Raw genomic sequence first — 22,608 nt, 5'->3', positions numbered from 1 at the left:
CGGTTTCCCGTGCGCTGGTAGTATACGGGGACTCTTCTCGTCGTAGAACATGCGAGCCGGACCCGACCAAGGGATGATCGGTCGCGGAAGCCTTTTCTGGCAGACTTTGTGTCTATGGGTGAGACCACCGTGACGACATTGGAAGGCCGTGAAGAAGCCGTTCCGAGCCCCGTCGCGGACGCCGCGGGGCAGGGTTTCCTGCGCCGGCTGCGGACTCCGCGCCGGCCCCGGCTGTGGTTCGAGATCCTGCTGATCGCGGTGAGTTACTGGACGTACTCACAGATCCGCAACGCGGTTCCGGAACAGCGGACCGAGGCACTGCGCAACGCCGACTGGATCTGGCGTATGGAGAACCACCTCGGCATCGCCGTCGAGCAGTCGGTCAACCACGCCGTGAACTCGGTGACTTGGCTGATCGTCGGCATGAACTACTACTACGCCACGCTGCACTTCGTGGTGACTCTGGGTGTCCTGGTGTGGCTGTACCGCAGTCATCCGGGCCGGTACGCGGCGACCCGCCTGGTCCTCTTCGCGACCACCGCCGTGGCCCTGGTCGGCTACTACTTCTTCCCGCTGGCCCCGCCCCGCCTGATGAACGGCGGCCACTTCGTCGACACCGTCATGGTCCACCAGACCTGGGGTTCGATGGCCTCCGGCGACCTGAAGCACATGTCGAACCAGTACGCCGCGATGCCGTCCATGCACATCGGCTGGTCCCTGTGGTGCGGCCTGACGATCTTCGCCCTGGCGAAACTCCCCTGGGTCCGCATCCTCGGCCTCCTCTACCCGGCGGCCACCCTCATGGTCATCGTCTCCACCGCCAACCATTTCTGGCTCGACGCGGTCGGCGGCATGCTCTGCCTCGCCTTCGGCTTCGCCGTCTCCCGCGTCTGGTACGGCACCTTCCCGTACGCCTTGCCTCGTACGGTGGCGGTACGGGGGGTGGAGGGGCGCCGGCTGCCGACGAAGGCGTGAAGGCTCCGCCGCCGGGGGGGGCGGGATGTGCCGTCGTTTTCGGCTGCGGCGCCGTCGTGGCTGGTCGCGCAGTTCCCCGCGCCCCTGAGGGGCGCCTGCACTGGGCGCCATCTGGACTGGGGGCGCGGGGAACTGCGCGAGCAGCCCCCACCGACCCGCAGCCGACAACCGACTCGCCTACGCCCCGTAAAACAGCGAGTCCACAACCCCCCGGGCCCTGCGCGTGGTCCGCCGATAGTCATCGAGCATGTCGCCCACATGCCCCGGCCCGTACCCCAAGTACCGCCCCACCGCCGCAAGTTCACGCGGGTCGGACGGAAACGTGTCCCCCGCCCGCCCGCGCACCAACATCACCGCGTTGCGAACCCGCGTCGCCAACACCCACGCCTCGTCCAATGTGGACGCATCCTCGGCAGAGATCAGTTCGGCGGCACAGGCCGCCGCAAGAGCCTCGCGTGTCCGGGTCGTCCGCAGCCCCGGCTCGACCCACCCGTGCCGCAACTGCATGAGCTGCACGGTCCATTCGACGTCGGAGAGTCCCCCACGCCCCAGCTTGGTGTGCAGCGTAGGGTCCGCGCCGCGAGGCAACCGCTCGGACTCCATCCGCGCCTTCAGCCGCCGGATCTCCCGTACGGCGTCGTCACCGAGCCCCTCGGCCGGATACCGCAGCGGATCGATCAGCTCGATGAACTGGCGGCCCAACTCCTCGTCCCCGGCGACGGGTTCGGCCCGGAGCAGCGCCTGCGACTCCCAGACCAGCGACCACCGGCGGTAGTACGCCTCGTAGGAGTTCAACGACCGTACGAGCGGCCCCGACTTGCCCTCGGGGCGCAGGTCCGCGTCGATCAGCAGGGGCGGGTCCGAGCTGGCGACCTGGAGCAGCCGGCGCATCTCGGAGACGACCTTGTTGGCCGCGTCGGAGGCCTCGCGCTCGGGCACGCCCTCGCGGGGTTCGTGCACGAACAGGACGTCCGCGTCGGAGCCGTAGCCGAGTTCGTGGCCGCCGAAGCGGCCCATGCCGATGACGGCGAAGCGGGTGGGCAGGGTGTCGCCCCAGCCGTCACGGACGACCGCGCGCAGCGTGCCGGCGAGGGTCGCCGCGGTGAGGTCGGAGACGGCGCCGCCGACCCGGTCGACGAGCGCGCCCTGGTCGGCCTCGACGGGCTGCGTCTCGGTGCCGTAGGAGCCGACGATGTCGAAGGCGGCCGTGCGGAAGAGTTCGCGGCGGCGGACGCCGCGGGCGAAGGTGACGGCCTGGACGGCGTCGTCGGCGCGGCCGACCGCGGCCAGTATCTCCTGGTCCAGGTGGGCGCGTTCGCGGGGTTCGAGGCCGCTGCCGCCGTCGCCGTCGCCGAGCAGGGCGACCGCTTCGGGGGCGCGCATCAGGAGGTCGGGGGCGAGGCGGCCGGCGGACAGGACGCGGGCGAGGTTCTCGGCGGCGGCGCCCTCGTCCCGCAACAGCCGTAGGTACCAAGGGGTCTTGCCGAGCGCGTCGGAGACCTTGCGGAAGTTGAGGAGGCCCGCGTCCGGGTCGGCGGAGTCCGCGAACCAGCCCAACAGGACGGGCAGCAGGGTGCGTTGGATGGCGGCCTTGCGGGTGACGCCGGAGGCGAGGGCCTCGATGTGGCGCAGGGCCGCCGCCGGGTCGACGTAGCCGAGGGCCACCAGGCGTTCGCGGGCCGCCTCGGCGCTCAACCTGGCCTCGCCGGGGGCGAGTTGGGCGACCGCGTCGAGCAGCGGACGGTAGAAGAGCTTCTCGTGCAGGCGTCGTACGACGGTCGCGTGGCGCTTCCACTCGCGGTTCAGCTCGGCCACCGGGTCGGTGCGCAGGCCCATCGAGCGGCCGAGGCGGCGCTGGTCGGTCTCCTCGACGGGGACCAGGTGGGTGCGGCGCAACCGGTAGAGCTGGATGCGGTGTTCCATCGTACGCAGGAAGCGGTAGGCGTCGTCGAGCCGGGCGGCGTCCTCGCGGCCGACGTAGCCGCCGGCGGCGAGGGCCTGGAGCGCGACGAGCGTGGTGCCGCTGCGCAGCGAGATGTCGGCGCGGCCGTGCACCAACTGGAGGAGCTGGACGGCGAATTCGACGTCGCGGAGGCCGCCGGGGGCGAGTTTCAGTTCGCGGTCGATCTCGGCGGCGGGGATGTTCTCGACGACCCTGCGGCGCATCTTCTGCACGTCGGTGACGAAGTTCTCGCGCTCGGCGGCCTTCCACACGAGGGGTTCGAGGGCGGTGACGTACTCCGCGCCGAGCGCGAGGTCGCCGGCCACCGGGCGGGCCTTCAACAGGGCCTGGAACTCCCAGGTCTTGGCCCAGCGCTGGTAGTAGGCGAGGTGGCTGGCGAGGGTGCGGACCAGGGGGCCGTTGCGGCCCTCGGGGCGGAGGTTGGCGTCGACGGGCCAGATGGAGCCCTCGACGGTGGTCTCGGAGCAGATCCGCATCATGTGGGCGGCGAGCTTGGTGGCGGCGCGCAGCGCCTTGCCCTCGTCGGCGCCGTCGACCGCCTCGCCGACGAAGATGACGTCGACGTCGGAGACGTAGTTCAGCTCGTGCCCGCCGCACTTGCCCATCGCGATCACCGCGAGCCGGCACAGCGCGGCCTCGTCGGGTGCGGCGGCGCGCGCGATGGCGAGGGCGGCGCGGAGAGTGGCGGTGGCGAGGTCGGCGAGTTCGGCGGCGGTCTGCGCGAGGTCGGTGGTGCCGCACACATCGCGGGCGGCGATGGAGAGCAGACAGCGGCGGTAGGCGACGCGCAGGGCGACCGGGTCGATGGCCTCCGCCAGCCCTCGTTCGAACTCCTCCACCCCGGGGTGGAGGTCGCGGGGCTCGTACATGACGAGGGCGTGCCAGTCGCGCGGATGCCGGGCGAGATGGTCGCCGAGGGCGGCGGAGGCGCCGAGCACACCGAGCAGGCGGTCCCGTAGGGGTTTCGCCGCGATCAGCGTGTCCGTCAGCTCGCGCCGCGCGGTGGGCTCGGGCTGCGCCTCCAGGAGCCGTACGAGACCCTGAAGGGCGAGGTCGGGGTCGGCGGTGGCGCCCAGCGCTTCCAGCAGGACCGGGTCGTTCCTTATCGGCGCCAGCTCCGCGCTCTCCAGGAGCCGCTCGGCGGCCGAGGGATCGGTGAAGCCGTGCCGCAGCAGCCGCGTGAAGGTACTGCTTCTGCGTCCCGGCGCCGTCATCCTCGGCCTCCCTCGGATCAAGGTCGTAACGTCCCGAGCCTAACCGCAGGTGCGGGCGGTGGCCCCGGGGCGTGCGGCGATGAGTTCCGGAGGGGTACGGGGTCTCCACTACGGGACGACCGACGACTCCGGGAGAAGCCGATGACGTACGACTCAGGGACTAGGGGTATCCGATGACCGACAACGCACCGCAGACCCGTCTCGACCCCCGCTACAGCGACCCGGCGGCCACCGCGACCGACTGGGCCACGGCCGAGGCGCGGCTCTCGGCGGCCGAGCAGTTCTGGATCTCGACGGTGCGGCCGGACGGGCGCCCGCATGTGACGCCGTTGCCCGCGGTGTGGGCGGACGGCGCGCTGCACTTCTGCACCGGGCCGGAGGAGCGCAAGGCGCGCAACCTCGCCGAGAACCCGAACGTCGTGCTGACGACCGGCACGAGCACCTGGGACAAGGGGTACGACCTGGTCGTCGAGGGCGCGGCGGTGCGGGTCGAGGACGAGGACCGGCTGCGGGGACTGGCCGCCGCGTGGGAGGCGAAGTACGGCAGTTTCTGGCACTTCGAGGTGCGGGACGGGGCCTTCCAGCACGGTGGCGGATCCGCGTTCGTCTTCGCTGTGGCGCCCCGCACGGTTTTCGGCTTCGGTAAGGGGGAGCCGTTCAGCCAGACGCGGTGGCGGTTCGCGTGACGCGCCTGACAAAGGTGCCTGAAGACGTGCCTGAAGACGTGCCTGACAAAGGAGTCAAGCCATGGACATGACCCTCGAAGTGATCCTTCTCCCCGTCTCCGACGTGGACCGGGCCAAGGCGTTCTACCAGGACAAGGTCGGCTTCCATGTCGATCTCGACGGTGAGGTGATGGAGGGCGTACGGATCGTGCAGCTCACGCCGCCGGGGTCCGGCTGTTCGATCGCGCTGGTCGACGGTCTGCAGGTGCCGACCGGGACGCCGCAGCCGGGGACGTACCACGGCATGCAGCTGTGCGTGCAGGACGCGAAGGCGGCCTACGACGAGCTGACCGCGCGCGGGCTCGATGTCAGCGAGCCGGTGCAGTTCGCGCCGCAGGACGGGGCCACCTTCATGTACTTCAAGGACCCGGACGGGAACGGCTGGGCGATCCAGGAGTACCGGAAGCGGGCCACCGAGCCGCTGCATCAGGTGCTGGCCCAACTGGCGGCTGGAGAGCAGTAGTTCACCACTTCTTCATCCATCGGGTTGGGTGAGGTGGGATGCGGGCATTTTGGCGTGTGCATGCTCTGTCCGCACCGTCACCCCCGTCCTCCCCCCACCCGGAGGTTGAAGTGTCCGGCAGTTCTGACAGTTCTGGCAGTTCCCGCGGTTCCCGCGGTTCCGTTGGTTCCGTGTACCGTCGCGGTCGCGCCGTCGTGGCGTCCGCGCTCGCCTTCTCGGCAGCCGCCGTCGGGGTCTGGACCGGCTTCGGCACCGCCTCGACCGCGCATGCCGCGACCGTGGTGCCGACCCCGGACCACGTCGTCGTCGTGGTCATGGAGAACCACGCCTACAGCCAGGTCATCGGCTCCTCCAGTGCCCCCTACATCAACTCGCTCGCGTCCGGTGGCGCCGCCCTCACCCAGTCGTACGGGATCACTCACCCGAGCCAGCCGAACTACTTCGCCCTGTTCTCCGGCTCCACCCAGGGCATCACCAGCGACAGCTGCTACACGGCGGGCTTCTCCTCGGCCGCGAACCTCGCCTCCGAGGTGACGGCGGCGGGCGGCACCTGGGCCAGCTACAACGAGACGCTGCCCAGCCAAGGTTCGACGACGTGCAGCAGCGGCACCTACGCGCGCAAGCACAACCCCTGGTTCGGTTTCTCGAACGTCGCGACGTCGACGGCGAAGACCTTCGCGCAGTTCCCCACGGACTACACGACGCTCCCCGACATCTCCTTCGTGACGCCCAACCTGTGCAGCGACATGCACGACTGCTCGGTGGCGACCGGTGACACCTGGCTGAAGAACAACCTCGGCGCGTACGCGACCTGGGCCAAGACGCACAACAGCCTGCTCGTCGTCACCTTCGACGAGGACAACCTGCTCAGCGGCAACCGCATCCCGACGGTCTTCTACGGCCAGCCGGTGACCGCGGGTGCCACGTCCTCGACCACGTACAACCACTACAACCTGCTGCGGACCCTGGAGGACTCCCAGGGCCTGACCACCCACGCGGGCAACGCGGCCTCGGCCGCGGACATCACCGGCATCTGGGCGTCCTGAGATGTACGTGGCGGACAGCCGTGCCAACGCCAAAAGCACCACCGCGGGTACTACGGGTACTCCGGCGCGGGTGTCCGCCGTGGTCGCCCCCACGGTCTTCGCACTCGGCGCGGTCAGCCTGATCACCGACGTGTCGTCCGAGATGGTGACCGCGGTGCTGCCGCTGTACCTGGTGACGGGCCTCGGCCTGTCACCGCTGGGCTTCGGTCTCCTGGACGGCATCTACAACGGCTTCTCGGCACTCGTCCGCCTGGCCGGCGGCCACCTCGCCGACCGTGGCGGCGGCCGGCACAAGTGGGTCGCGGGCATCGGCTACGCCGTCTCGGCGGCCTGCAAGCCGCTCCTCCTCCTGGCCCACACCCTCACCCCCATCGGCCTGATCCTGGCCGCAGACCGCACGGGCAAGGGCCTGCGCACGGCACCGCGCGACGCGCTGATCTCCCTCTCCTCCACCCCGGAGAACCGCGGTCGCGCCTTCGGCGTACACCGCGCGATGGACACGGCGGGCGCGCTGCTCGGCCCACTGGTGGCGTTCCTGATCCTGCGGGCGACGGTGGACGGGTACGACGCGGTGTTCACGGTGAGTTTCTGCGTGGCGGTGGTGGGGGTGCTGGTACTGGTGCTGTTCGTGCCGGGCGGCCGGGCATGGGCGCCGACACCGGCACCGACACCTTCGAGCCGCCCCACCCTCCGCGCCGCCTTCGCCCTGCTCGCCCGCCGCGACCTGCGCCGCATCACCATCTGCGCACTGCTGCTGGGCCTGGCGACGGTGAGCGACTCCTTCGTGTACCTGCTCCTGCAACGCCGCCTCGGCGTCCCCGACCGCTGGTTCGCCCTGCTCCCCCTGGGCACGGCAGCGGCTTTCCTGCTCCTCGCCGTTCCCCTGGGCCGCCTCGCGGACCGCGTAGGCCGCTGGCGGATATTCCTGTCCGGCCACGGCGCCCTCCTCACGGCGTACGCCCTGCTGCTGACCTCCTGGCACGGCACGGCCCTCCCCTACGCCGTCCTCCTCCTGCACGGCGGTTTCTACGCGGCGACCGACGGCGTACTGATGGCCGCGGCCTCGGACAGCGTGCCGGAAGAGCTGCGCTCGTCGGGCCTGGCGCTGGTGCAGACGGGCCAGGCGGCGGCGCGGTTCGTGTGCTCGCTGGGCTTCGGCGCGGCATGGACGCTGTGGGGCGACCGTACGGCGCTCATGGCGTCGGCGGCGGCACTGACGCTCTGCGCGGTGTTCGCCCTGACACTCCGCCCCGGCCGATCATCAGTCCTGGAGCCTGCCCGATGACCCTGCGCAATCGCGTCCTGATCCTCACCACGGCGATAGTCCTGCTGGCGGGGATCGCCGTCGCCTCGGTTCTCCACGCGTCGGCGCGCGCTGGGCAGCGGGACCAGGTCCAGCCCGACGGCCCCCAGGTCACCGCGGGCCGGGTCACCCTCACGTCCCCCGGCACCATGGTGTTCCGCAACATGGCCTGGGGCCCCCACCGAGACGAACTCACGACGGTCCCCGCCTCCGACCCCTCCGCCCCACGCACCGCCTCCGGCCTCAAATGCCTCCGCTTCTACGCCAGTTCGGGCACCGGAGTCTGCCTCCAGGCGGTCCACGGCACGGTCACGGACACCTACCGCGCCCTGATCCTCGACGCCCACCTCAAGGAGAAGGCCCGCTACGACGTCCCCGGCATCCCCTCCCGGGCCCGCGTCTCCCCCACGGGTCACTACGCGGCCTGGACGGCATTCGTCGGCGGCGACTCGTACGCGGGCACGAACTTCTCGACCCGAGCGGCGATCGTAGACACGAGGTCGGGCCGGCTGACCCCGTCCCTGGAGTCGTTCCGCATCCTCAAGGACGGTCACGTCTACCACGCGGCCGACGTCAACTTCTGGGGCGTGACCTTCGCGGCGGACGACCGCACGTTCTACGCGACGCTGGCGACGAAGGGGACGACGTACCTGGTCAAGGGCGACCTGAAGGCGCACACGGTCACCACGATCCACACGAACGTCGAATGCCCGTCCCTGTCCCCCGACGGCACCCGCATCGCCTACAAGAAACGCGTCAAGGGCCTCCCGAAGGACGCCCCGTGGCACCTGTACGTCCTCGACCTCCGCACCATGCGCGAAACTCCGCTGGCCGAGCCCCGAAGCGTGGACGACCAGGCGGTGTGGCGGGACGACCGCACGATCGTCTACGCACTGCCCGGCGACTACGGGGCGGATCTGTACGAGGTACCGGCGGACGGCACGGGAAAGCCGCGGCGCATCAGCACCGCGGCCGTGTCCCCCGCGTTCGTGCAGTAGGACGGAAGCAGAACGGACCGGACTAGAGCACCGGCAGATTCTTCCGCAACTCGAACGCCGTGACCTCGCTGCGGTACTCCTCCCACTCCTGCCGCTTGTTGCGCAGGAAGAAGTCGAAGACGTGCTCGCCGAGGGCCTCGGCGACCAGGTCACTCCGCTCCATGAGAGTGAGCGCCTCGCCCAGGTTCTGGGGCAGGGGCTCGATGCCCATCGCGCGGCGTTCCGCGTCGGAGAGGGCCCAGACGTCGTCCTCGGCGCCCGGGGGGAGTTCGTAGCCCTCTTCGATGCCCTTCAGGCCGGCGGCGAGGAGGAGGGCGTAGGCCAGGTACGGGTTCGCGCCGGAGTCCAGGGAGCGGACCTCTACCCGTGCCGAGCCCGTCTTGCCGGGCTTGTACATGGGGACGCGGACCAGGGCGCTGCGGTTGTTGTGGCCCCAGCAGATGTACGAGGGGGCCTCGCCGCCGGCGCCGGCCGTGCGCTCGGAGCCGCCCCAGATGCGCTTGTAGGAGTTGACCCACTGGTTGGTGACCGCGGAGATCTCCGCCGCGTGCTTCAGCAGGCCCGCGATGAAGGAGCGGCCGACCTTGGAGAGCTGGTACTCCGAACCCGACTCGTAGAAGGCGTTGCGGTCGCCTTCGAACAAAGACAGGTGCGTGTGCATGCCGCTTCCCGGGTGTTCCGAGAACGGCTTCGGCATGAAGGTCGCCTGCACGCCCTGCTCCAGCGCCACCTGCTTCATGACCAGGCGGAACGTCATGATGTTGTCCGCCGTGGACAGGGCGTCCGCATACCTCAGATCGATTTCCTGCTGGCCCGGTGCGCCCTCGTGGTGGGAGAACTCGACCGAGATGCCCATCGACTCCAGCATGGTGATCGCCTGGCGGCGGAAGTCCATGCCCACGTTCTGCGGGGTGTGGTCGAAGTAGCCGGAGTTGTCGGCGGGGGTGGGGCGGGAGCCGTCGAGGGGGCGGTCCTTCAGGAGGAAGAACTCGATCTCGGGGTGGGTGTAGAAGGTGAAGCCGAGGTCGGAGGTCTTGGCGAGGGCGCGCTTCAGCACGTACCGCGGGTCCGCGAAGGACGGGGAGCCGTCCGGCATGAGGATGTCGCAGAACATGCGGGCCGTGCCGGGGGCCTCGGCGCGCCAGGGCAGGACCTGGAAGGTGGAGGGGTCCGGCTTGGCGATCATGTCGGACTCGTACACGCGGGCGAAGCCCTCGATCGCGGAGCCGTCGAAGCCGATGCCCTCGTCGAAGGCCTGTTCCAGCTCGGCGGGGGCCACGGCGACGGACTTGAGGAAGCCCAGCACGTCCGTGAACCACAGCCGTACGAACCGGATGTCGCGCTCCTCCAACGTCCGGAGCACGAACTCCTGCTGCTTGTCCATCTTCCGCTTCCCCATCCTTGCTGGTCAGGCCGCCTGTCCTCGTACCGCAGGAGGCGGTCGGGCACCTGAGCATCCCACCACAACACCATTTCGTGCGCGTTGCCGACCTTGATCGACCGGCCGTCCTCGGGTTGAACGGCTCACGAACGGCAGGTGTCCCGCGCTGATGCCTGTGCGATGCCCATCTGCTGACCATCTTGCCTGCTCGGACTGACATTCGTAATGCCTGGCCCGGGGCACTTCGCACTCTTCCGCGGTCTTTGCTGTGGGCGCCCTACGAGAACCCCTTACTCCCCCACTACGATCAGTGGGTTCCGACCTTCCCGTCCCTTCCCCCAAAAGGACACACATCTCATGGGTTCCGCGAAGAACACCGGCAACGCGGCGCGCAAGGCCCGCATCGAGGAGATGCGGCGCGCCGAGCAGGCCCGCGAGCGACGCGCCAAGCTCGTGAAGATCGTGGCGAGCGCGGTGGTCGTCGCCGGTCTCGTCATCGGCGGGGTCGCCGTCGTGCACGCGCAGTCCGGCAAGAAGGACAGTTCCGCGAGCGACTCGAAGAACAGCGGTTCGGGGCACTTCGTCGCGGGTTCGGACGGCGTGAACACGTGGAAGGGGACGCTGGGCCGCACCCACGTCACCGGCACGGTGAACTACCCGATGCACCCGCCGGTCGGCGGCAACCACAACCCGGTCTGGTTGAACTGCAACGGCGACGTCTACACCAAGGCCGTCAAGGACGAGAACGCGGTGCACGCGCTGGAGCACGGCGCGGTCTGGGTGACGTACAACAAGAAGGCCTCGGCGGCCGACGTCAAGGCGCTCGCGGCGAAGGTGAAGTCGACGCCGTACTCGCTGATGAGTCCGTACGACAGCCAGAAGGACCCGATCATGCTGTCGGCGTGGGGGCACCAGCGGACCGCGAAGAGCGCGAGCGACCCGGACGTGAACAAGTTCTTCGCCGAGTTCGTGCAGGGCAAGCAGACACCCGAGCCGGGTGCGGCCTGCACGGGCGGGCTGTCGCAGTGAGGCAGGTGGGACTGATCGCGGGGGCCGCGGCGGTGGCGCTGGTCGCGGCCGGCGCGATCACCTACGCGGTCGCCGAGGACGGCGGTGGATCGACCAACTCCCCCACTCCTACGGCCGATTCGGCGGACGCCGGGTTCGCGCGGGACATGGCGGTCCATCATCAGCAGGCCGTCGAGATGTCGTACATCGTGCGGGATCGCACGAAGAATGTGGAAGTGCGGCGCCTTGCGTACGACATCGCGCAGACGCAGGCCAATCAACGGGGCATGCTGCTGGGCTGGTTGGACCTGTGGGACCTGCCGAAGGTGTCGGCCGATCCGCCGATGACCTGGATGGGCATGGGTGACATGGCGTCCGGGAAGGACGGCGCGCTGATGCCGGGGATGGCGACCAACACCGAGCTGAAGAAGCTGAATTCGCTGAGCGGCAAGCCCGCCGAGGTGTTCTTCCTGCAGCTCATGACGGACCATCACAAGGGCGGGATCCACATGGCCGAGGGGTGTGTGGAGAAGTGCACGGTGGGGGTGGAGAAACGGCTGGCGCAGGGGATGGTGGACGCGCAGCAGTCGGAGATCCAGTTGATGGCCGACATGCTCAAGGAGCGTGGCGCAAAAGCGCGTTCGTAAAGCGTCCCCGGTCGTTCGTTACACGCCCGTAAGGAAAAAAGCGCCCAATTCGCCCTGAGTGACGGTTCCTTGGGTTTCTCTTGACTTTTGCGTTCCCCTGGCATGAACGGTTCATCGAAAGAGTGGGCCCACGTGTGATCCATCCGCGGACCTTCCCGCCGCAGGTTCCGTACGGATCGACGACGACCAACCACTCCATGCGTGGAACCGCATAGCAGGGGGTTTTATGAGATCCAATCGCGCCACCGTGCGCGCCGGCGTGAGCATGGCAGCGACACTGCCCATGATCGCCGGCGCTCTGGCGCTCGGTATACCCGCGGCGCACGCCGCGGACACCCCGGGCCGGGACGCCCTCGCGGGCACCAAGCCCGCGTGGGCGACGGCCAAGGCGGACAAGGGAGCCACCTCCGACAGCTCCAAGGTCTCCGCCCGGGTCTACCTCGCCGGCCGGAACGCCTCCGGTCTCGCGGCGTACGCCAAGGCCGTCTCGGACCCGAGTTCGGCTCTGTACGGCAAGTACCTGAGCGCCGCTCAGGTGCAGCAGCGCTTCGGCGCCACGACGGCCCAGGTGACCGCCGTCAAGTCCTGGCTGAAGTCCGCCGGGCTGAAGGTCACCGGCACCACGCAGCACTACGTCACCGTCTCCGGTGACGTGGCGGCGGTCGAGAAGGCGTTCAGCACCTCGCTGCACAACTACTCGAAGGGCTCGAAGACCTACCGCGCCCCGTCGAAGACGGCCTCCGCGCCGGACAGCCTCAACGGTGCCGTCCTGACCGTCACCGGTCTCGACAACGCCCCGCACCAGGCGAGCCACGACGACACGCTGCCGGGTCCGACCGCGGTGTTCAAGAACTCGGGACCGTTCTCCTCGTACTACGGCTCCAACACCGCGACCACCCTGCCCTCGGCCTACGGCAAGAAGATCCCGTACGCCGTCGAGGGGTACACCGGCAAGCAGCTGCGGGCCGCCTACGGCGCCGGCAAGTACACCGGCAAGGGCGTGCGCGTCGCCATCACCGACGCCTACGCCTCGCCGACCATCGCGTTCGACGCGGCCACCTACGCGAAGAACCACGGCGACGCCAAGTGGACGACCAGCCAGCTGAAGCAGGTCCTCCCCTCGGACTACACCGACACCGCCGCCGACAAGTGCGACGCCTCGGGCTGGTACGGCGAGGAGACCCTCGACGTCGAGGCCGTGCACGCGGTGGCGCCGGACGCGAACGTCACCTACGTGGGCGCCGCGTCCTGCAACGACGACGATCTGCTCGACTCGCTCAACAAGATCGTCGACAACCACCTGGCCGACATCGTCTCCAACTCGTGGGGCGACATCGAGGCCAACCAGACGCCGGACCTCGCGGCCGCCTACGACCAGGTGTTCCAGCTGGGCGCGGTCGAGGGCATCGGCTTCTACTTCTCCTCCGGTGACAACGGCGACGAGGTCGCCAACACCAAGACGAAGCAGGTCGACACCCCGGCCAACTCGGCGTGGGTGACGGCGGTCGGCGGTACCTCCCTCGCCGTCGGCAAGGGCGACAAGTACCTGTGGGAGACCGGCTGGGGCACCGAGAAGGCCTCGCTGTCGGCCGACGGCAAGAGCTGGACCGCCTTCCCGGGCGCCTTCACCTCGGGCGCGGGCGGCGGCACCAGCAAGACCGTGGCCGAGCCCTTCTACCAGAAGGGTGTCGTCCCGGACGCGCTCGCCAAGGCCAACAGCGCCACCGGCAACCGTGTCGTCCCGGACATCTCGGCGATCGCCGACCCGAACACCGGCTTCAAGGTCGGCCAGACGCAGACCCAGTCGGACGGTTCGGAGTCGTACAGCGAGTACCGGATCGGCGGCACCTCGCTCGCCTCCCCGGTGATCGCGGCGGTCCAGGCCCTGGCCCAGGAGGCGCGCGGCGGCAAGGCGATCGGTTTCGCCAACCCGTCGATCTACGCCAAGTACGGCACGAAGGTCTACCACGACGTGACCGACAAGCCGACCGGCACGGACCTCGCGGTCGCCCGCGTGGACTTCGCCAACGGCTTCGACGCCACCGAGGGCCTGCTGACCTCGGTCCGCAGCCTCGGCAAGGACAGCTCGCTGTCCGCGGTCAAGGGCTACGACGACGTGACCGGCGTGGGCACGCCCGCGAACGGCTACGTCGAGTCGTTCATCTCCCCCAAGGGTCACCACTGACCCGGTAGGCGGTGGGCGAGTCACCTGTTGATGGGGTGGCGTGGGGTATTCGACACCCCGCGCCACCCCATCGCGTCTCACTGACGATTACAGTGGACCCGTGCCTCCACTGAACTTCTGGTCGATCTATCAGCACGGCTTCGCCCGCGTCGCCGCCTGCACGGGCCACACCGTGATCGCGGACCCGCACGCCAACGCCGAAGCGGTCCTGCGCCACGCCCGCCGGTGCGACGAGGAGGGCGTCGCCGTCGCCGTCTTCGCGGAAATGGGCCTGTGCGGCTACTCCATCGAGGACCTGCTGCTCCAGGACGTGCTGCTCGACCAGGTCGAGGAGGCGCTGCGGGACGTGGTGACGGGGTCCGCGGACCTGCTGCCGGTGCTGGTCGTCGGCGCCCCGCTGCGGCACCGCAACCGGATCTACAACTGCGCGGTGCTGGTGCACCGGGGCCGGGTCCTGGGCGCCGTACCGAAGTCGTACCCGCCGAACTACCGCGAGTTCTACGAGCGCCGCCAGATCGCCGACGGCGCCGACGAGCGCGGCGGGACGATCCGCGTCGGCGGGGAGGAAGTCCCGTTCGGCGTGGACCTGTTGTTCGCGGCGCGGGACGTCCCGTCCCTCGTACTCCACGCGGAGATCTGCGAGGACATGTGGGTGCCGGTGCCGCCGAGCGCCGAGGCCGCTCTGGCGGGCGCCACGGTCCTCGTCAACCTCTCCGGCAGCCCGATCACGGTCGGCCGCGCCGAGGACCGCAAACTGCTCTGCCGCTCGGCGTCCGCGCGCTGTCTCGCCGCGTACGTCTACGCGGCGGCCGGCCTCGGCGAGTCGACGACGGACCTGTCCTGGGACGGCCAGGCGATGATCTACGAGAACGGCGCACTGCTGGCGGAGACCGACCGCTTCCCGCTGGGCGACGAGCACGCGGTGGCCGACATCGACCTCGATCTGCTGCGGCAGGAGCGGCAGCGGATGGGCACGTTCGACGACAACCGCCGTACGCACCGGGCGCGGACGTCGGACTTTCGCACGGTGGGCTTCGAACTCGCGCCGCCACTGGGTGACTTGGGGCTGCGGCGGCGCCTGGAGCGCTTCCCGTTCGTGCCGGCCGACGCGGAGCGGCTCGCGCAGGACTGCTACGAGGCGTACAACATCCAGGTCGAGGGCCTGCAGCAGCGGCTCGCGGCGATCGGCGGCCCGAAGGTCGTCATCGGGGTCTCCGGGGGTCTCGACTCCACGCACGCGCTGATCGTCGCCGCGCGCGCGATGGACCGCGCGGGCCGTCCGCGCAGCGACATCCTGGCCTGGACGCTGCCGGGCTTCGCGACCAGCGACCACACGAAGGACAACGCGCACGCGCTGATGCGGGCGATCGGCGTCACGGCGGCCGAGTTGGACATCACGCCGACCGCACGCCTGATGCTGAAGGAGATGGGCCACCCCTTCGCCTCCGGCGAGCCGGTGTACGACATCACCTTCGAGAACGTCCAGGCGGGCCTGCGCACGGACTACCTGTTCCGCCTGGCCAACCAGCGCAACGGCATCGTGCTGGGCACGGGCGACCTCTCGGAACTGGCCCTGGGCTGGTCGACGTACGGCGTCGGCGACCAGATGAGCCACTACAACGTCAACTCGGGCGTACCGAAGACCCTGATCCAGCACCTGATCCGCTGGGTGGTGAGCAGCGATCAGTTCGACGAGGAGACCGGCAAGATCCTCACCGCGATCCTCGACACGGAGATCAGTCCCGAGCTGGTGCCCGGCGAGGAGATGCAGTCGACGGAGTCGAAGATCGGCCCGTACGCGCTGCACGACTTCACGCTCTTCCACGTCCTGCGCTACGGCTTCCGCCCGTCGAAGATCGCGTTCCTGGCGTGGCACGCGTGGCACGACGCGGGGGCGGGGGCCTGGCCGCCCGGCTTCCCGGAGGAGAAGCGGGTGGCGTACGAACTGCCGGAGATCCGGCGGTGGTTGGAGGTCTTCTGCCGCCGCTTCTTCGGCTTCGCCCAGTTCAAGCGCTCGGCGATGCCGAACGGGCCGAAGGTGTCGGCGGGGGGTTCGCTGTCGCCCCGGGGAGACTGGCGGGCGCCTTCGGACGGGTCGGCCACGACCTGGCTGCGGGATCTGGAGCGGTTCGACTAGTCACTGATCGTTCGGCGCCCCTCTCGGAGGTCGGCGGCACGCGGGGCCTCCGAGAGGGTGAGCCGGGAGAGTGTGTCACTTCGCGCAGAAGTGTCACACTTCCTGACGGAGAGCCCCGTGCCGCCGGCGCACTTTCGGACCCCTGCGGTTTCGCCGGACCGCCGCACAGCTCGTACACCCAGGTCGTACGCCATGGAACCAAGACACAGCACCACGACGGGCCACACGAGCGGAGAGCCGGCGGGGATTGCCCCACTGATCAGCGCGGTGGTGGCCGTACCCGTACTGACCAGCGCGGTGAACGCGGGCCCGCTGGGTGCGCTCAGCAGGACTCCTGGGCTCACCGGCTCCGAAGGACCGGGCGGGTGACAGCAGTTCATGCCACACCGGCCACTGCGGTGACCGCGATCCGGGCACGCTCGGTGTACTGCCTGCCGAGTCGCTTGACCTTGCGTCGGACCCGTTCGCCGAACGTGTCGGGGAGCCGCTCGGCGAGCGCCGCCTGCCGCCAGCCGAGTTCCGGCGTCTCGGCCATGTCGCCGCCACGGTCGCTTCTTCCGGCGTGAGTCTGCGCAGCACCGCCGCGACCCGGCTCTCGCGCTCCCCGTGCAGCACCTGGGCCTCGGGCGTTCGAACCTCCACGAGGAGGTCCCGCAGGGTCAGATCGGTGCCGACCGGCCGACTGAGCAGGGACACCCTGCTGCCATTCACCTTGCGTTCCCACAGTGGTTGCAGATGTCGATGTTCGATCTCGGTGTGGCGCCGCAAGAGGTCCACCACGGCCGGATCACGAAGAACACCCCTGCCCAGCCTGTCGACCCAGTCACCCAGCAGCGCCATCTCCACCGCCTCGCGCCACCTCTCGGGGCGGGTGATCCCGAGCCAGATCCGGCCGAACTCGTCGACTGTCGCGTGATCCCCCTCGATCGCGGCATTGCGCGCTGTCAGCGCGGCGAGCAGGGCTTCCCGGGTGATCGGCGCGAGCTGCGGACCGCAGGCACGAGCGAGCATGAGCAGGGTTCGTGAGATGAGGTTCATCGACGAATGCGCCACATCCGCCGCGTCGTCGCGCCGGTCTCCCGTACGCCGTGAGCACTGCCATTTCCCGTCGGTCAAGCAGTCCGGGCATATCGACCGCAGGTAGACGTTCTCCTCCTCGAAACGCTCTCGGGTGTCCTGGATGCGCTTGATCATCCGCAGCACGAGGGCGTCCGTTCCCATCGCCGGATCAAGCGGAGGCAGAACCGCGGGAGGCCGAATGCGACCGTTGCCGCGCGGATCCGTCAGGTCCTCCTCCAGCTCCTTCATGGTCGAGGTGACCAGTTCGCGCAGATCGGTTGCGTCGTCGACTCCGACGTAGATGGTTATCAACGTGCGGCTCCTTGCCGAGAGGTCGGGAGAAAGGCTCTTACCTCTGGGCTCGGACGCTCGTCGTACCGGCAAAGAATCTTGAGGATTTCGATGTGTCGCTCGTCACATCGCAGCCTGTTGCCGTGGTGAACCCCTCAACTGCCCGAAACGGGCGGGTGGGCGAAATCAGGGGTGCAGTGCCGGGGAGGATCGGGTGGGGACATGCGCTGCGACCAGGCGTTCGCGACCCGGCACCGCCCGACGCCGGTCCACACTCCACGCCGTGGCGGCAACTCCCAAGCCCAGTACGGCCAACAGCGCGCCGGCCACGGCAGGTGACGTAGCGCCGAAGCCCGCCGCCAGGGCGAGGCCGCCGATCCAGGCGCCGCCCGCGTTGGCCAAGTTGAAGGCCGCCTGGTTCGCGGAGGAGGCCAACGAGGGGCCCGCGGCGGCCTTTTCCATCACCATCAGCTGGAGCGGGGAGCCCGTCACGAACGCCGCTACGCCCAGCAGGACGACCGCGAGTGCCGCGCTCCACTCCGTGGTCATCAGGAGCGGGAACAGGGCCAGGACCGCGCCCAGGGAGACCAATCCGCCGAACAGCGTGCCCCGGAGGGAGTGGTCCGCCAGGCGGCCGCCCAGCAGGTTGCCTGCCGTCGCGCCCACGCCGAACAGGGCCAGCAGCAGCGTCACGCTGCCGTCGGCGAAGCCCGCCGCTTCCGTGAGCATCGGCGTGATGTAGCTGTACGCCGAGAAGAGCGCGCCGAAGCCCGCCACCGTCGTGCCGAGGGCCAGCCAGACCGGGAGGGACTTCAGCGCCGCCATCTCGCGGCGCAGGCCCACCGCCGGGGCGTGTGCGTGGTCGTGCGGGATCAGCGCGGCCAGTGACGCTATCGCCGCCAGGCCGATCACGCTCACCGCGAGGAACGTGGCCCGCCAGCCCAGGTGTTGGCCCATCAGCGTGGCAGCGGGCACGCCCACGATGTTGGCGACCGTGAGGCCCAGGAACATCAACGAGACGGAGCGCGCCTTGCGTTCGGGCGCGACCATCGTCGTGGCGACGACGGCTCCTACGCCGAAGAAGGCGCCGTGCGGCAGGCCGCTGAGGAAGCGGGCGACGAGGAGGTAGTCGTAGTTCGCGGCGAGGGCCGACAGGGCGTTGCCCGCCACGAACAGGACCATCAGGCCGATCAGGACCGTGCGGCGGGACAGGCGGGCGGTGACCGCCGCGAGGAGCGGGGCGCCGATGACGACGCCCAGCGCGTACGCCGAGACCAGGTGTCCCGCCGTGGGGATCGAGACGTGGAGGTCGTCCGCGACCTCGGGCAGCAGGCCCATGATCACGAATTCGGTGGTGCCGATACCAAAAGCGCCGACGGCCAGAGCGAGCAGGGCCAGGGGCATGGAGGTGCCTGTGCCTTTCAAGGGGAGAGCGGAGTTCCGTACCGAACAGGTTAAGTTCAGTTACGGAACAAAGACTCCCAGGCGCTCTATTCCACGAGGTTAAGAGCTCGTGTCCAGGTTCACACGAGCCGCGATCGGGAGATGGTCGCTGCCGGTCCTGGGGAGCGTCCACGAGGTGACCGGCTCCACGCCCTGGACCATGATCTGGTCGATCCGCGCCATCGGGAACGAGGCCGGCCAGCTGAACCCGAAGCCGTCGCCCGCCGCGCCCTGCGTGGAGCGCATCTGGGCGGTGACGGCGTTCAGCGAACGGTCGTTCATCGTGCCGTTGAGGTCGCCGAGGAGGATCTTCCGCTTCAGCGGCTCGGCCGCGATGGCCTCACCGAGCGCGTCGGCGCTCGTGTCGCGCTGCCGGGCCGTGAACCCGGCCTTCAACTTCACCCGCACCGACGGGAGATGGGCGACGTAGACCGCGATCCGCCCCTCGGGGGTGGTGACGGTGGCGCGCATCGCGCGGGTCCAGCCCAGCTTTATGTCCACGGCCTGGACGTCGGTCATCGGGTCCTTGCTCCACAGGCCGACCGTGCCCTCGACCGCGTGGTACTTGTACGTCGACGCCAGCGCCTTCTCGTACGTCGGGACCGCCGAGGCCGTCAGTTCCTCCAGGGCGAGGATGTCCGCGCCGGACGCCGCCACGTCACGGGCCGTACCGGCCGGGTCGGGGTTGTCGGCGTTCACGTTGTGCGTGGCCACGGTCAGGTTGCCGCCGGTGCCGGTCTTGTCGCTGAGCAGCAGCCCGCCGAAGAGGTTCAGCCAGACGACCGCCGGGAGTACGACGGCGATCAGCGCGGTCGCCGACTTGCGGACCAGGCCGAGGACCAGCAGCAGCGGGATCGTGATCCCGAACCAGGGCAGGAAGGTCTCCGTGAGACTGCCCAGGTTGCCGATCCGGTTCGGGATGCGCGAGTGGAGCAGCATGACGAGGGCCAGGACGATCGCCAGCGCGGCGAGGACGAGACCCCGGCGCCAGATCCTCCGGTCGCCCCGCCAGCCGTCGAACAGTCTGTTCCGCAGGCGCCGAAGTCGGTTTCCGTGCGGCTCGTCCCCCGAGCCGCCGTCGTCCGTCTCCGCCACATACGCCTGCTGTGCCATACCTTCGCCTCACTACTGCCGTGCACACCATCGTCCCCGCGCCTACGACCCTAGGGGATGATCGGTTCCGATCCGCCGTCCCATGACGGCCGTACTGGCACGAGGACGAACAAGTCGGCGCCACGGGTTCCGAATCCGGGTCCGTAGGACCCGTTTGTGACGAGACGCGCATATACGGATCGGCTAGGACCTGTCCGGGCGCAGGGCCACCAGCACGGTGTCCACGAGGAGTTCGGACAGGCCCTCGGGGAGGTCGGCGTCGGCGCGCATGACGGTGCGCAGGAGCATCGGGCCGACCAGCATGTCGTTCATCAGCTCGGCGTCGAGGTCGGTGCGGAGTTCGCCGTTCTCCTGGCCCCGGCGCAGCAGCTCGACCTGCTTGCGGCGGCGGGGCTCCACGACGGTCGCGTGATAGGCGGCCCACACCTTCGGGGCGCTCTTCATCTGCGCGTACACGTTGTGCAGAAGGGCCGAGGAGCGGGTCATCAGGCCGCGCTGGCGCAGCTGTTCCATCATGGCGACGAGGTCGTCGCGCAGGGAGGCGCCGGGCAGTTCGGGGTCGTGCGGCTCGGCGTCACGGATGACGTCGACGAACAACTCCTCCTTGCCCGGCCAGCGGCGGTAGATGGTGGCCTTGCCGACACCGGCGGTGCGGGCGATGCGCTCGATGGAGAGTTCGGCCAGTGGCACGCCTTCCTCCAGGAGCTTCATCACACCTTCCGTGATGGCGCGTTCGACGGCCTCGCTGCGCGGGCGCCCCCTGGTGGGAGCGCACTGCCGGGTCCCGTTGTCGGTGCCGGTGGCGGTGCCGTTGTCGGCAAGGCTCACTTCACTCCGTCCCTTCGCTGTCACCCCGTTGCCGTCTGTGGTGATTGTCGTCGCTATTCGCCCACGACGACCAACTCCTGTTCCTCCTTGCCCTCCTGACGGACCGTCGGCTTCCCGGGCAGGAAGAGGAACGCGACCACCGCGCCTACGACCGCGACGCCCGCGCCGCACAGGGCGGTGACGTGCATGGCGTGCAGGAAGGCGTCGTTGGCCGGGCCGACCAGGGCCCTGCCCTGCGGGCCGAGCTTCGCGGCGACGCCGAGGGTGGCCTCGATGGACTCGCCGGCCGTGTCGCGCAGGGCGGCCGGCACCGAGCCGAGCTTGCCCTCGATGCCGTTGCGGTAGGCGGTGGAGAGCACCGAGCCGAGTACGGCGATGCCGAGCGCGCCGCCGACCTGACGGAAGGTGTTGCTCAGCGCGGACGCGGAGCCCGCCTTCTCACGCGGCAGTGCCTGCATGATGACCACGCTGGTCGGGGTCATGACGTGTGCCATGCCGGCGCCCATGAGGAAGAAGACGACCTCCAGGATCCAGATCGGCGTGTCCGCCTTGAGGGTCGCGAACGCGGAGAGCGTCCCGGCGAGCAGCAGCAGGCCGACGCCGGTCGTGATCCGGTTGCCGAAGCGGTCGACGACCAGCCGGGCGCGCGGCGCGAAGATCATCTGCGCGGCGGCCAGCGGCAGCATCAGCAGACCGGTCTGCAGCGGCGAGTAGCCGCGCACGCTCTGGGTGTAGAAGACCGAGAAGAAGGTCACGCCCATCAGTGCGAAGAAGACCAGCGCGATGGCGGCGATCGCGGCCGAGAACACCTTGTTCTTGAAGTACGTGACGTCGATGGACGGGTGGTCGCTGCGCTTCTCGAACCAGACGAACCCGGCGAGGACCGCGACACCGGCGAGGATCGTCGACAGCACCTTGGGCGCCGTGAAGTCGGCCAGCTCGCCGCCCTCGATGATGCCGTAGACCAGGAGGACGAGGCCTACGACGGACAGGATCACGCCGATCGGGTCGAGGCGGCCGGGCTTCGGGTCGCGGGAGTCGGGGACCAGCCAGATCATCAGGGCGAGCGCGACGATCACGATCGGCACGTTGATCAGGAAGACCGAGCCCCACCAGAAGTGGTCGAGGAGGACACCGCCGGTGATCGGGCCGATCGCGATGGCGAGGCCGACGCCGCCGGCCCAGATGCCGATGGCCTTGGGCTGCTCCTCGCGCTCGAAGACGTTCATGAGGACGGCGAGGGTGGCGGGCATCACGAAGGCGGCGCCGAGCGCCATCAGGGCCCGGAAGCCGATCAGCTGATCGGGCGAGCCGGACTCGGCGGCCAGCGCGGAGCCGATGCCGAACACGAGGAGACCGCCGAGCAGGACCTTCTTGCGGCCCAGCCGGTCGCCGAGGAGGCCGGCGGTGAACAGCAGGCCGGCGAAGACGAGGGTGTAGGCGTTGATCGCCCACTCCAGCTCGCTCTGTGTCGCGCCCAGGCCGGTCGGGGCCGGGGTGGAGATGGTCTTGATGGCGACGTTGAGGATCGAGTTGTCGAGCACCACGATCAGCAGGCTCAGCATCAGCACGCCGAGGATGGCCCAGCGGCGACGGTGCACCGCTTCGGGTATCCGGGTGCCCGGGACGGGTGGAGTGGTCATGCGGTCCAGACTAGGGAATTACGATACGGGACCGTGCCGTATCGTAAATCTTTTACTCAGACCTTACGTAGGTGTCGCACGTGATGTGGGTGACGCGGGCCCCTCTGGCCCTCCGTGGCACGAGGTGCCACCATGGAGGGGATCTGGGGACGCCGTGAGGGTGCCTCAAGATGACTGAAGGAGCCG

The 22,608-nt window shown here is 69.5% G+C and carries 16 protein-coding genes and 1 pseudogene; 10 read left to right on the top strand and 7 right to left on the bottom strand.

Annotated features, from left to right (window positions below; translation table 11 throughout):
• Positions 1 to 114: 114 nt before the first annotated feature.
• Entirely contained in the window at positions 115 to 975 is an 861-nt protein-coding gene (locus ACIBJH_RS12585) for a phosphatase PAP2 family protein (protein WP_399116816.1), read from the top strand.
• Between the two features lie 177 nt (positions 976 to 1,152).
• Here ACIBJH_RS12585 and ACIBJH_RS12580 read toward each other — a convergent pair whose 3' ends face one another.
• Positions 1,153 to 4,152: a bifunctional [glutamine synthetase] adenylyltransferase/[glutamine synthetase]-adenylyl-L-tyrosine phosphorylase gene (locus tag ACIBJH_RS12580; RefSeq protein WP_399116814.1), complete on the bottom strand. Its 3,000-nt coding sequence runs from the start codon at positions 4,150 to 4,152 to the stop codon at positions 1,153 to 1,155.
• 173 nt (positions 4,153 to 4,325) lie between these two features.
• On the opposite strand from ACIBJH_RS12580, the gene ACIBJH_RS12575 reads away from it, so the two are divergent.
• From ACIBJH_RS12575 to ACIBJH_RS12555, 5 genes are all read left to right on the top strand, one after another.
• Positions 4,326 to 4,838: a pyridoxamine 5'-phosphate oxidase family protein gene (locus ACIBJH_RS12575; RefSeq protein WP_399116813.1), complete on the top strand. Its 513-nt coding sequence runs from the start codon at positions 4,326 to 4,328 to the stop codon at positions 4,836 to 4,838.
• Between the two features lie 61 nt (positions 4,839 to 4,899).
• Entirely contained in the window at positions 4,900 to 5,340 is a 441-nt protein-coding gene (locus ACIBJH_RS12570; protein ID WP_399116812.1) for a VOC family protein, read from the top strand.
• Positions 5,341 to 5,510: 170 nt separating this feature from the next.
• Positions 5,511 to 6,386 (top strand): alkaline phosphatase family protein, encoded by an 876-nt coding sequence (locus ACIBJH_RS12565; protein ID WP_399116811.1) that lies wholly within the window; start codon positions 5,511 to 5,513, stop codon positions 6,384 to 6,386.
• A gap of 1 nt (position 6,387) precedes the next feature.
• The gene (locus ACIBJH_RS12560; protein ID WP_399116810.1) at positions 6,388 to 7,671 is read left to right on the top strand and encodes an MFS transporter; all 1,284 of its coding nucleotides are present in this window, start codon (positions 6,388 to 6,390) and stop codon (positions 7,669 to 7,671) included.
• The gene (locus ACIBJH_RS12555) at positions 7,668 to 8,687 is read left to right on the top strand and encodes a TolB family protein (RefSeq protein ID WP_399116809.1); all 1,020 of its coding nucleotides are present in this window, start codon (positions 7,668 to 7,670) and stop codon (positions 8,685 to 8,687) included. The genes ACIBJH_RS12560 and ACIBJH_RS12555 overlap by 4 nt, the downstream gene beginning before the upstream one ends.
• 22 nt (positions 8,688 to 8,709) lie before the next feature.
• Here ACIBJH_RS12555 and glnA read toward each other — a convergent pair whose 3' ends face one another.
• Positions 8,710 to 10,071, bottom strand: a complete 1,362-nt coding sequence (glnA, locus tag ACIBJH_RS12550) for a type I glutamate--ammonia ligase (RefSeq protein ID WP_093631824.1) — start codon at positions 10,069 to 10,071, stop codon at positions 8,710 to 8,712.
• A 354-nt stretch (positions 10,072 to 10,425) separates the two neighbouring features.
• Here glnA and ACIBJH_RS12545 point away from each other — a divergent pair, with 354 nt between their 5' ends.
• From ACIBJH_RS12545 to ACIBJH_RS12530, 4 genes are all read left to right on the top strand, one after another.
• Positions 10,426 to 11,097, top strand: coding sequence for a DUF3105 domain-containing protein (locus tag ACIBJH_RS12545; protein ID WP_399116808.1), 672 nt, complete (start codon positions 10,426 to 10,428; stop codon positions 11,095 to 11,097).
• The gene (locus ACIBJH_RS12540) at positions 11,094 to 11,723 is read left to right on the top strand and encodes a DUF305 domain-containing protein (RefSeq protein WP_399116807.1); all 630 of its coding nucleotides are present in this window, start codon (positions 11,094 to 11,096) and stop codon (positions 11,721 to 11,723) included. Before ACIBJH_RS12545 ends, ACIBJH_RS12540 begins: the two co-directional genes overlap by 4 nt.
• A 226-nt stretch (positions 11,724 to 11,949) precedes the next feature.
• Positions 11,950 to 13,908, top strand: a complete 1,959-nt coding sequence (locus ACIBJH_RS12535) for a protease pro-enzyme activation domain-containing protein (RefSeq protein WP_399116806.1) — start codon at positions 11,950 to 11,952, stop codon at positions 13,906 to 13,908.
• A gap of 100 nt (positions 13,909 to 14,008) precedes the next feature.
• On the top strand, positions 14,009 to 16,045 hold the full coding sequence (locus tag ACIBJH_RS12530; protein WP_399116805.1) for an NAD(+) synthase: 2,037 nt from the start codon (positions 14,009 to 14,011) through the stop codon (positions 16,043 to 16,045).
• A 93-nt stretch (positions 16,046 to 16,138) separates the two neighbouring features.
• Here ACIBJH_RS12530 and ACIBJH_RS12525 read toward each other — a convergent pair whose 3' ends face one another.
• The 5 genes and pseudogenes from ACIBJH_RS12525 to ACIBJH_RS12505 all read right to left on the bottom strand — a co-directional run bounded on the left by ACIBJH_RS12525 (position 16,139) and on the right by ACIBJH_RS12505 (position 22,422).
• Entirely contained in the window at positions 16,139 to 17,416 is a 1,278-nt protein-coding gene (locus ACIBJH_RS12525) for a hypothetical protein (protein WP_399116804.1), read from the bottom strand.
• A gap of 165 nt (positions 17,417 to 17,581) precedes the next feature.
• Positions 17,582 to 18,799 (bottom strand): MFS transporter, encoded by a 1,218-nt coding sequence (locus tag ACIBJH_RS12520; RefSeq protein ID WP_399116803.1) that lies wholly within the window; start codon positions 18,797 to 18,799, stop codon positions 17,582 to 17,584.
• A gap of 99 nt (positions 18,800 to 18,898) precedes the next feature.
• Positions 18,899 to 19,850: pseudogene (locus ACIBJH_RS12515) on the bottom strand (endonuclease/exonuclease/phosphatase family protein).
• 284 nt (positions 19,851 to 20,134) lie between these two features.
• Positions 20,135 to 20,779 (bottom strand): TetR/AcrR family transcriptional regulator, encoded by a 645-nt coding sequence (locus ACIBJH_RS12510; RefSeq protein WP_399116802.1) that lies wholly within the window; start codon positions 20,777 to 20,779, stop codon positions 20,135 to 20,137.
• Positions 20,780 to 20,832: 53 nt separating this feature from the next.
• The gene (locus tag ACIBJH_RS12505) at positions 20,833 to 22,422 is read right to left on the bottom strand and encodes an MFS transporter (protein WP_399116801.1); all 1,590 of its coding nucleotides are present in this window, start codon (positions 22,420 to 22,422) and stop codon (positions 20,833 to 20,835) included.
• Positions 22,423 to 22,608 lie beyond the last annotated feature (186 nt).

This window comes from Streptomyces sp. NPDC050548 (genome assembly GCF_044457385.1).
In the GTDB taxonomy this organism is placed as follows: domain Bacteria; phylum Actinomycetota; class Actinomycetes; order Streptomycetales; family Streptomycetaceae; genus Streptomyces.
Note: the sequence above shows the minus strand (reverse complement) of the source record. Positions and strands in the feature narration are given on the sequence as shown.

What these genes read in the sequence shown, in the direction of transcription:
- ACIBJH_RS12585 (WP_399116816.1), top strand. Translation starts at nt 115, where the DNA reads ATGGGTGAGACCACCGTGACGACATTGGAAGGCCGTGAAGAAGCCGTT.
- ACIBJH_RS12580 (WP_399116814.1), bottom strand. Translation starts at nt 4,152, where the DNA reads ATGACGGCGCCGGGACGCAGAAGCAGTACCTTCACGCGGCTGCTGCGG.
- ACIBJH_RS12575 (WP_399116813.1), top strand. Translation starts at nt 4,326, where the DNA reads ATGACCGACAACGCACCGCAGACCCGTCTCGACCCCCGCTACAGCGAC.
- ACIBJH_RS12570 (WP_399116812.1), top strand. Translation starts at nt 4,900, where the DNA reads ATGGACATGACCCTCGAAGTGATCCTTCTCCCCGTCTCCGACGTGGAC.
- ACIBJH_RS12560 (WP_399116810.1), top strand. Translation starts at nt 6,388, where the DNA reads ATGTACGTGGCGGACAGCCGTGCCAACGCCAAAAGCACCACCGCGGGT.
- ACIBJH_RS12555 (WP_399116809.1), top strand. Translation starts at nt 7,668, where the DNA reads ATGACCCTGCGCAATCGCGTCCTGATCCTCACCACGGCGATAGTCCTG.
- glnA (WP_093631824.1), bottom strand. Translation starts at nt 10,071, where the DNA reads ATGGACAAGCAGCAGGAGTTCGTGCTCCGGACGTTGGAGGAGCGCGAC.
- ACIBJH_RS12545 (WP_399116808.1), top strand. Translation starts at nt 10,426, where the DNA reads ATGGGTTCCGCGAAGAACACCGGCAACGCGGCGCGCAAGGCCCGCATC.
- ACIBJH_RS12535 (WP_399116806.1), top strand. Translation starts at nt 11,950, where the DNA reads ATGAGATCCAATCGCGCCACCGTGCGCGCCGGCGTGAGCATGGCAGCG.
- ACIBJH_RS12520 (WP_399116803.1), bottom strand. Translation starts at nt 18,799, where the DNA reads ATGCCCCTGGCCCTGCTCGCTCTGGCCGTCGGCGCTTTTGGTATCGGC.
- ACIBJH_RS12505 (WP_399116801.1), bottom strand. Translation starts at nt 22,422, where the DNA reads ATGACCACTCCACCCGTCCCGGGCACCCGGATACCCGAAGCGGTGCAC.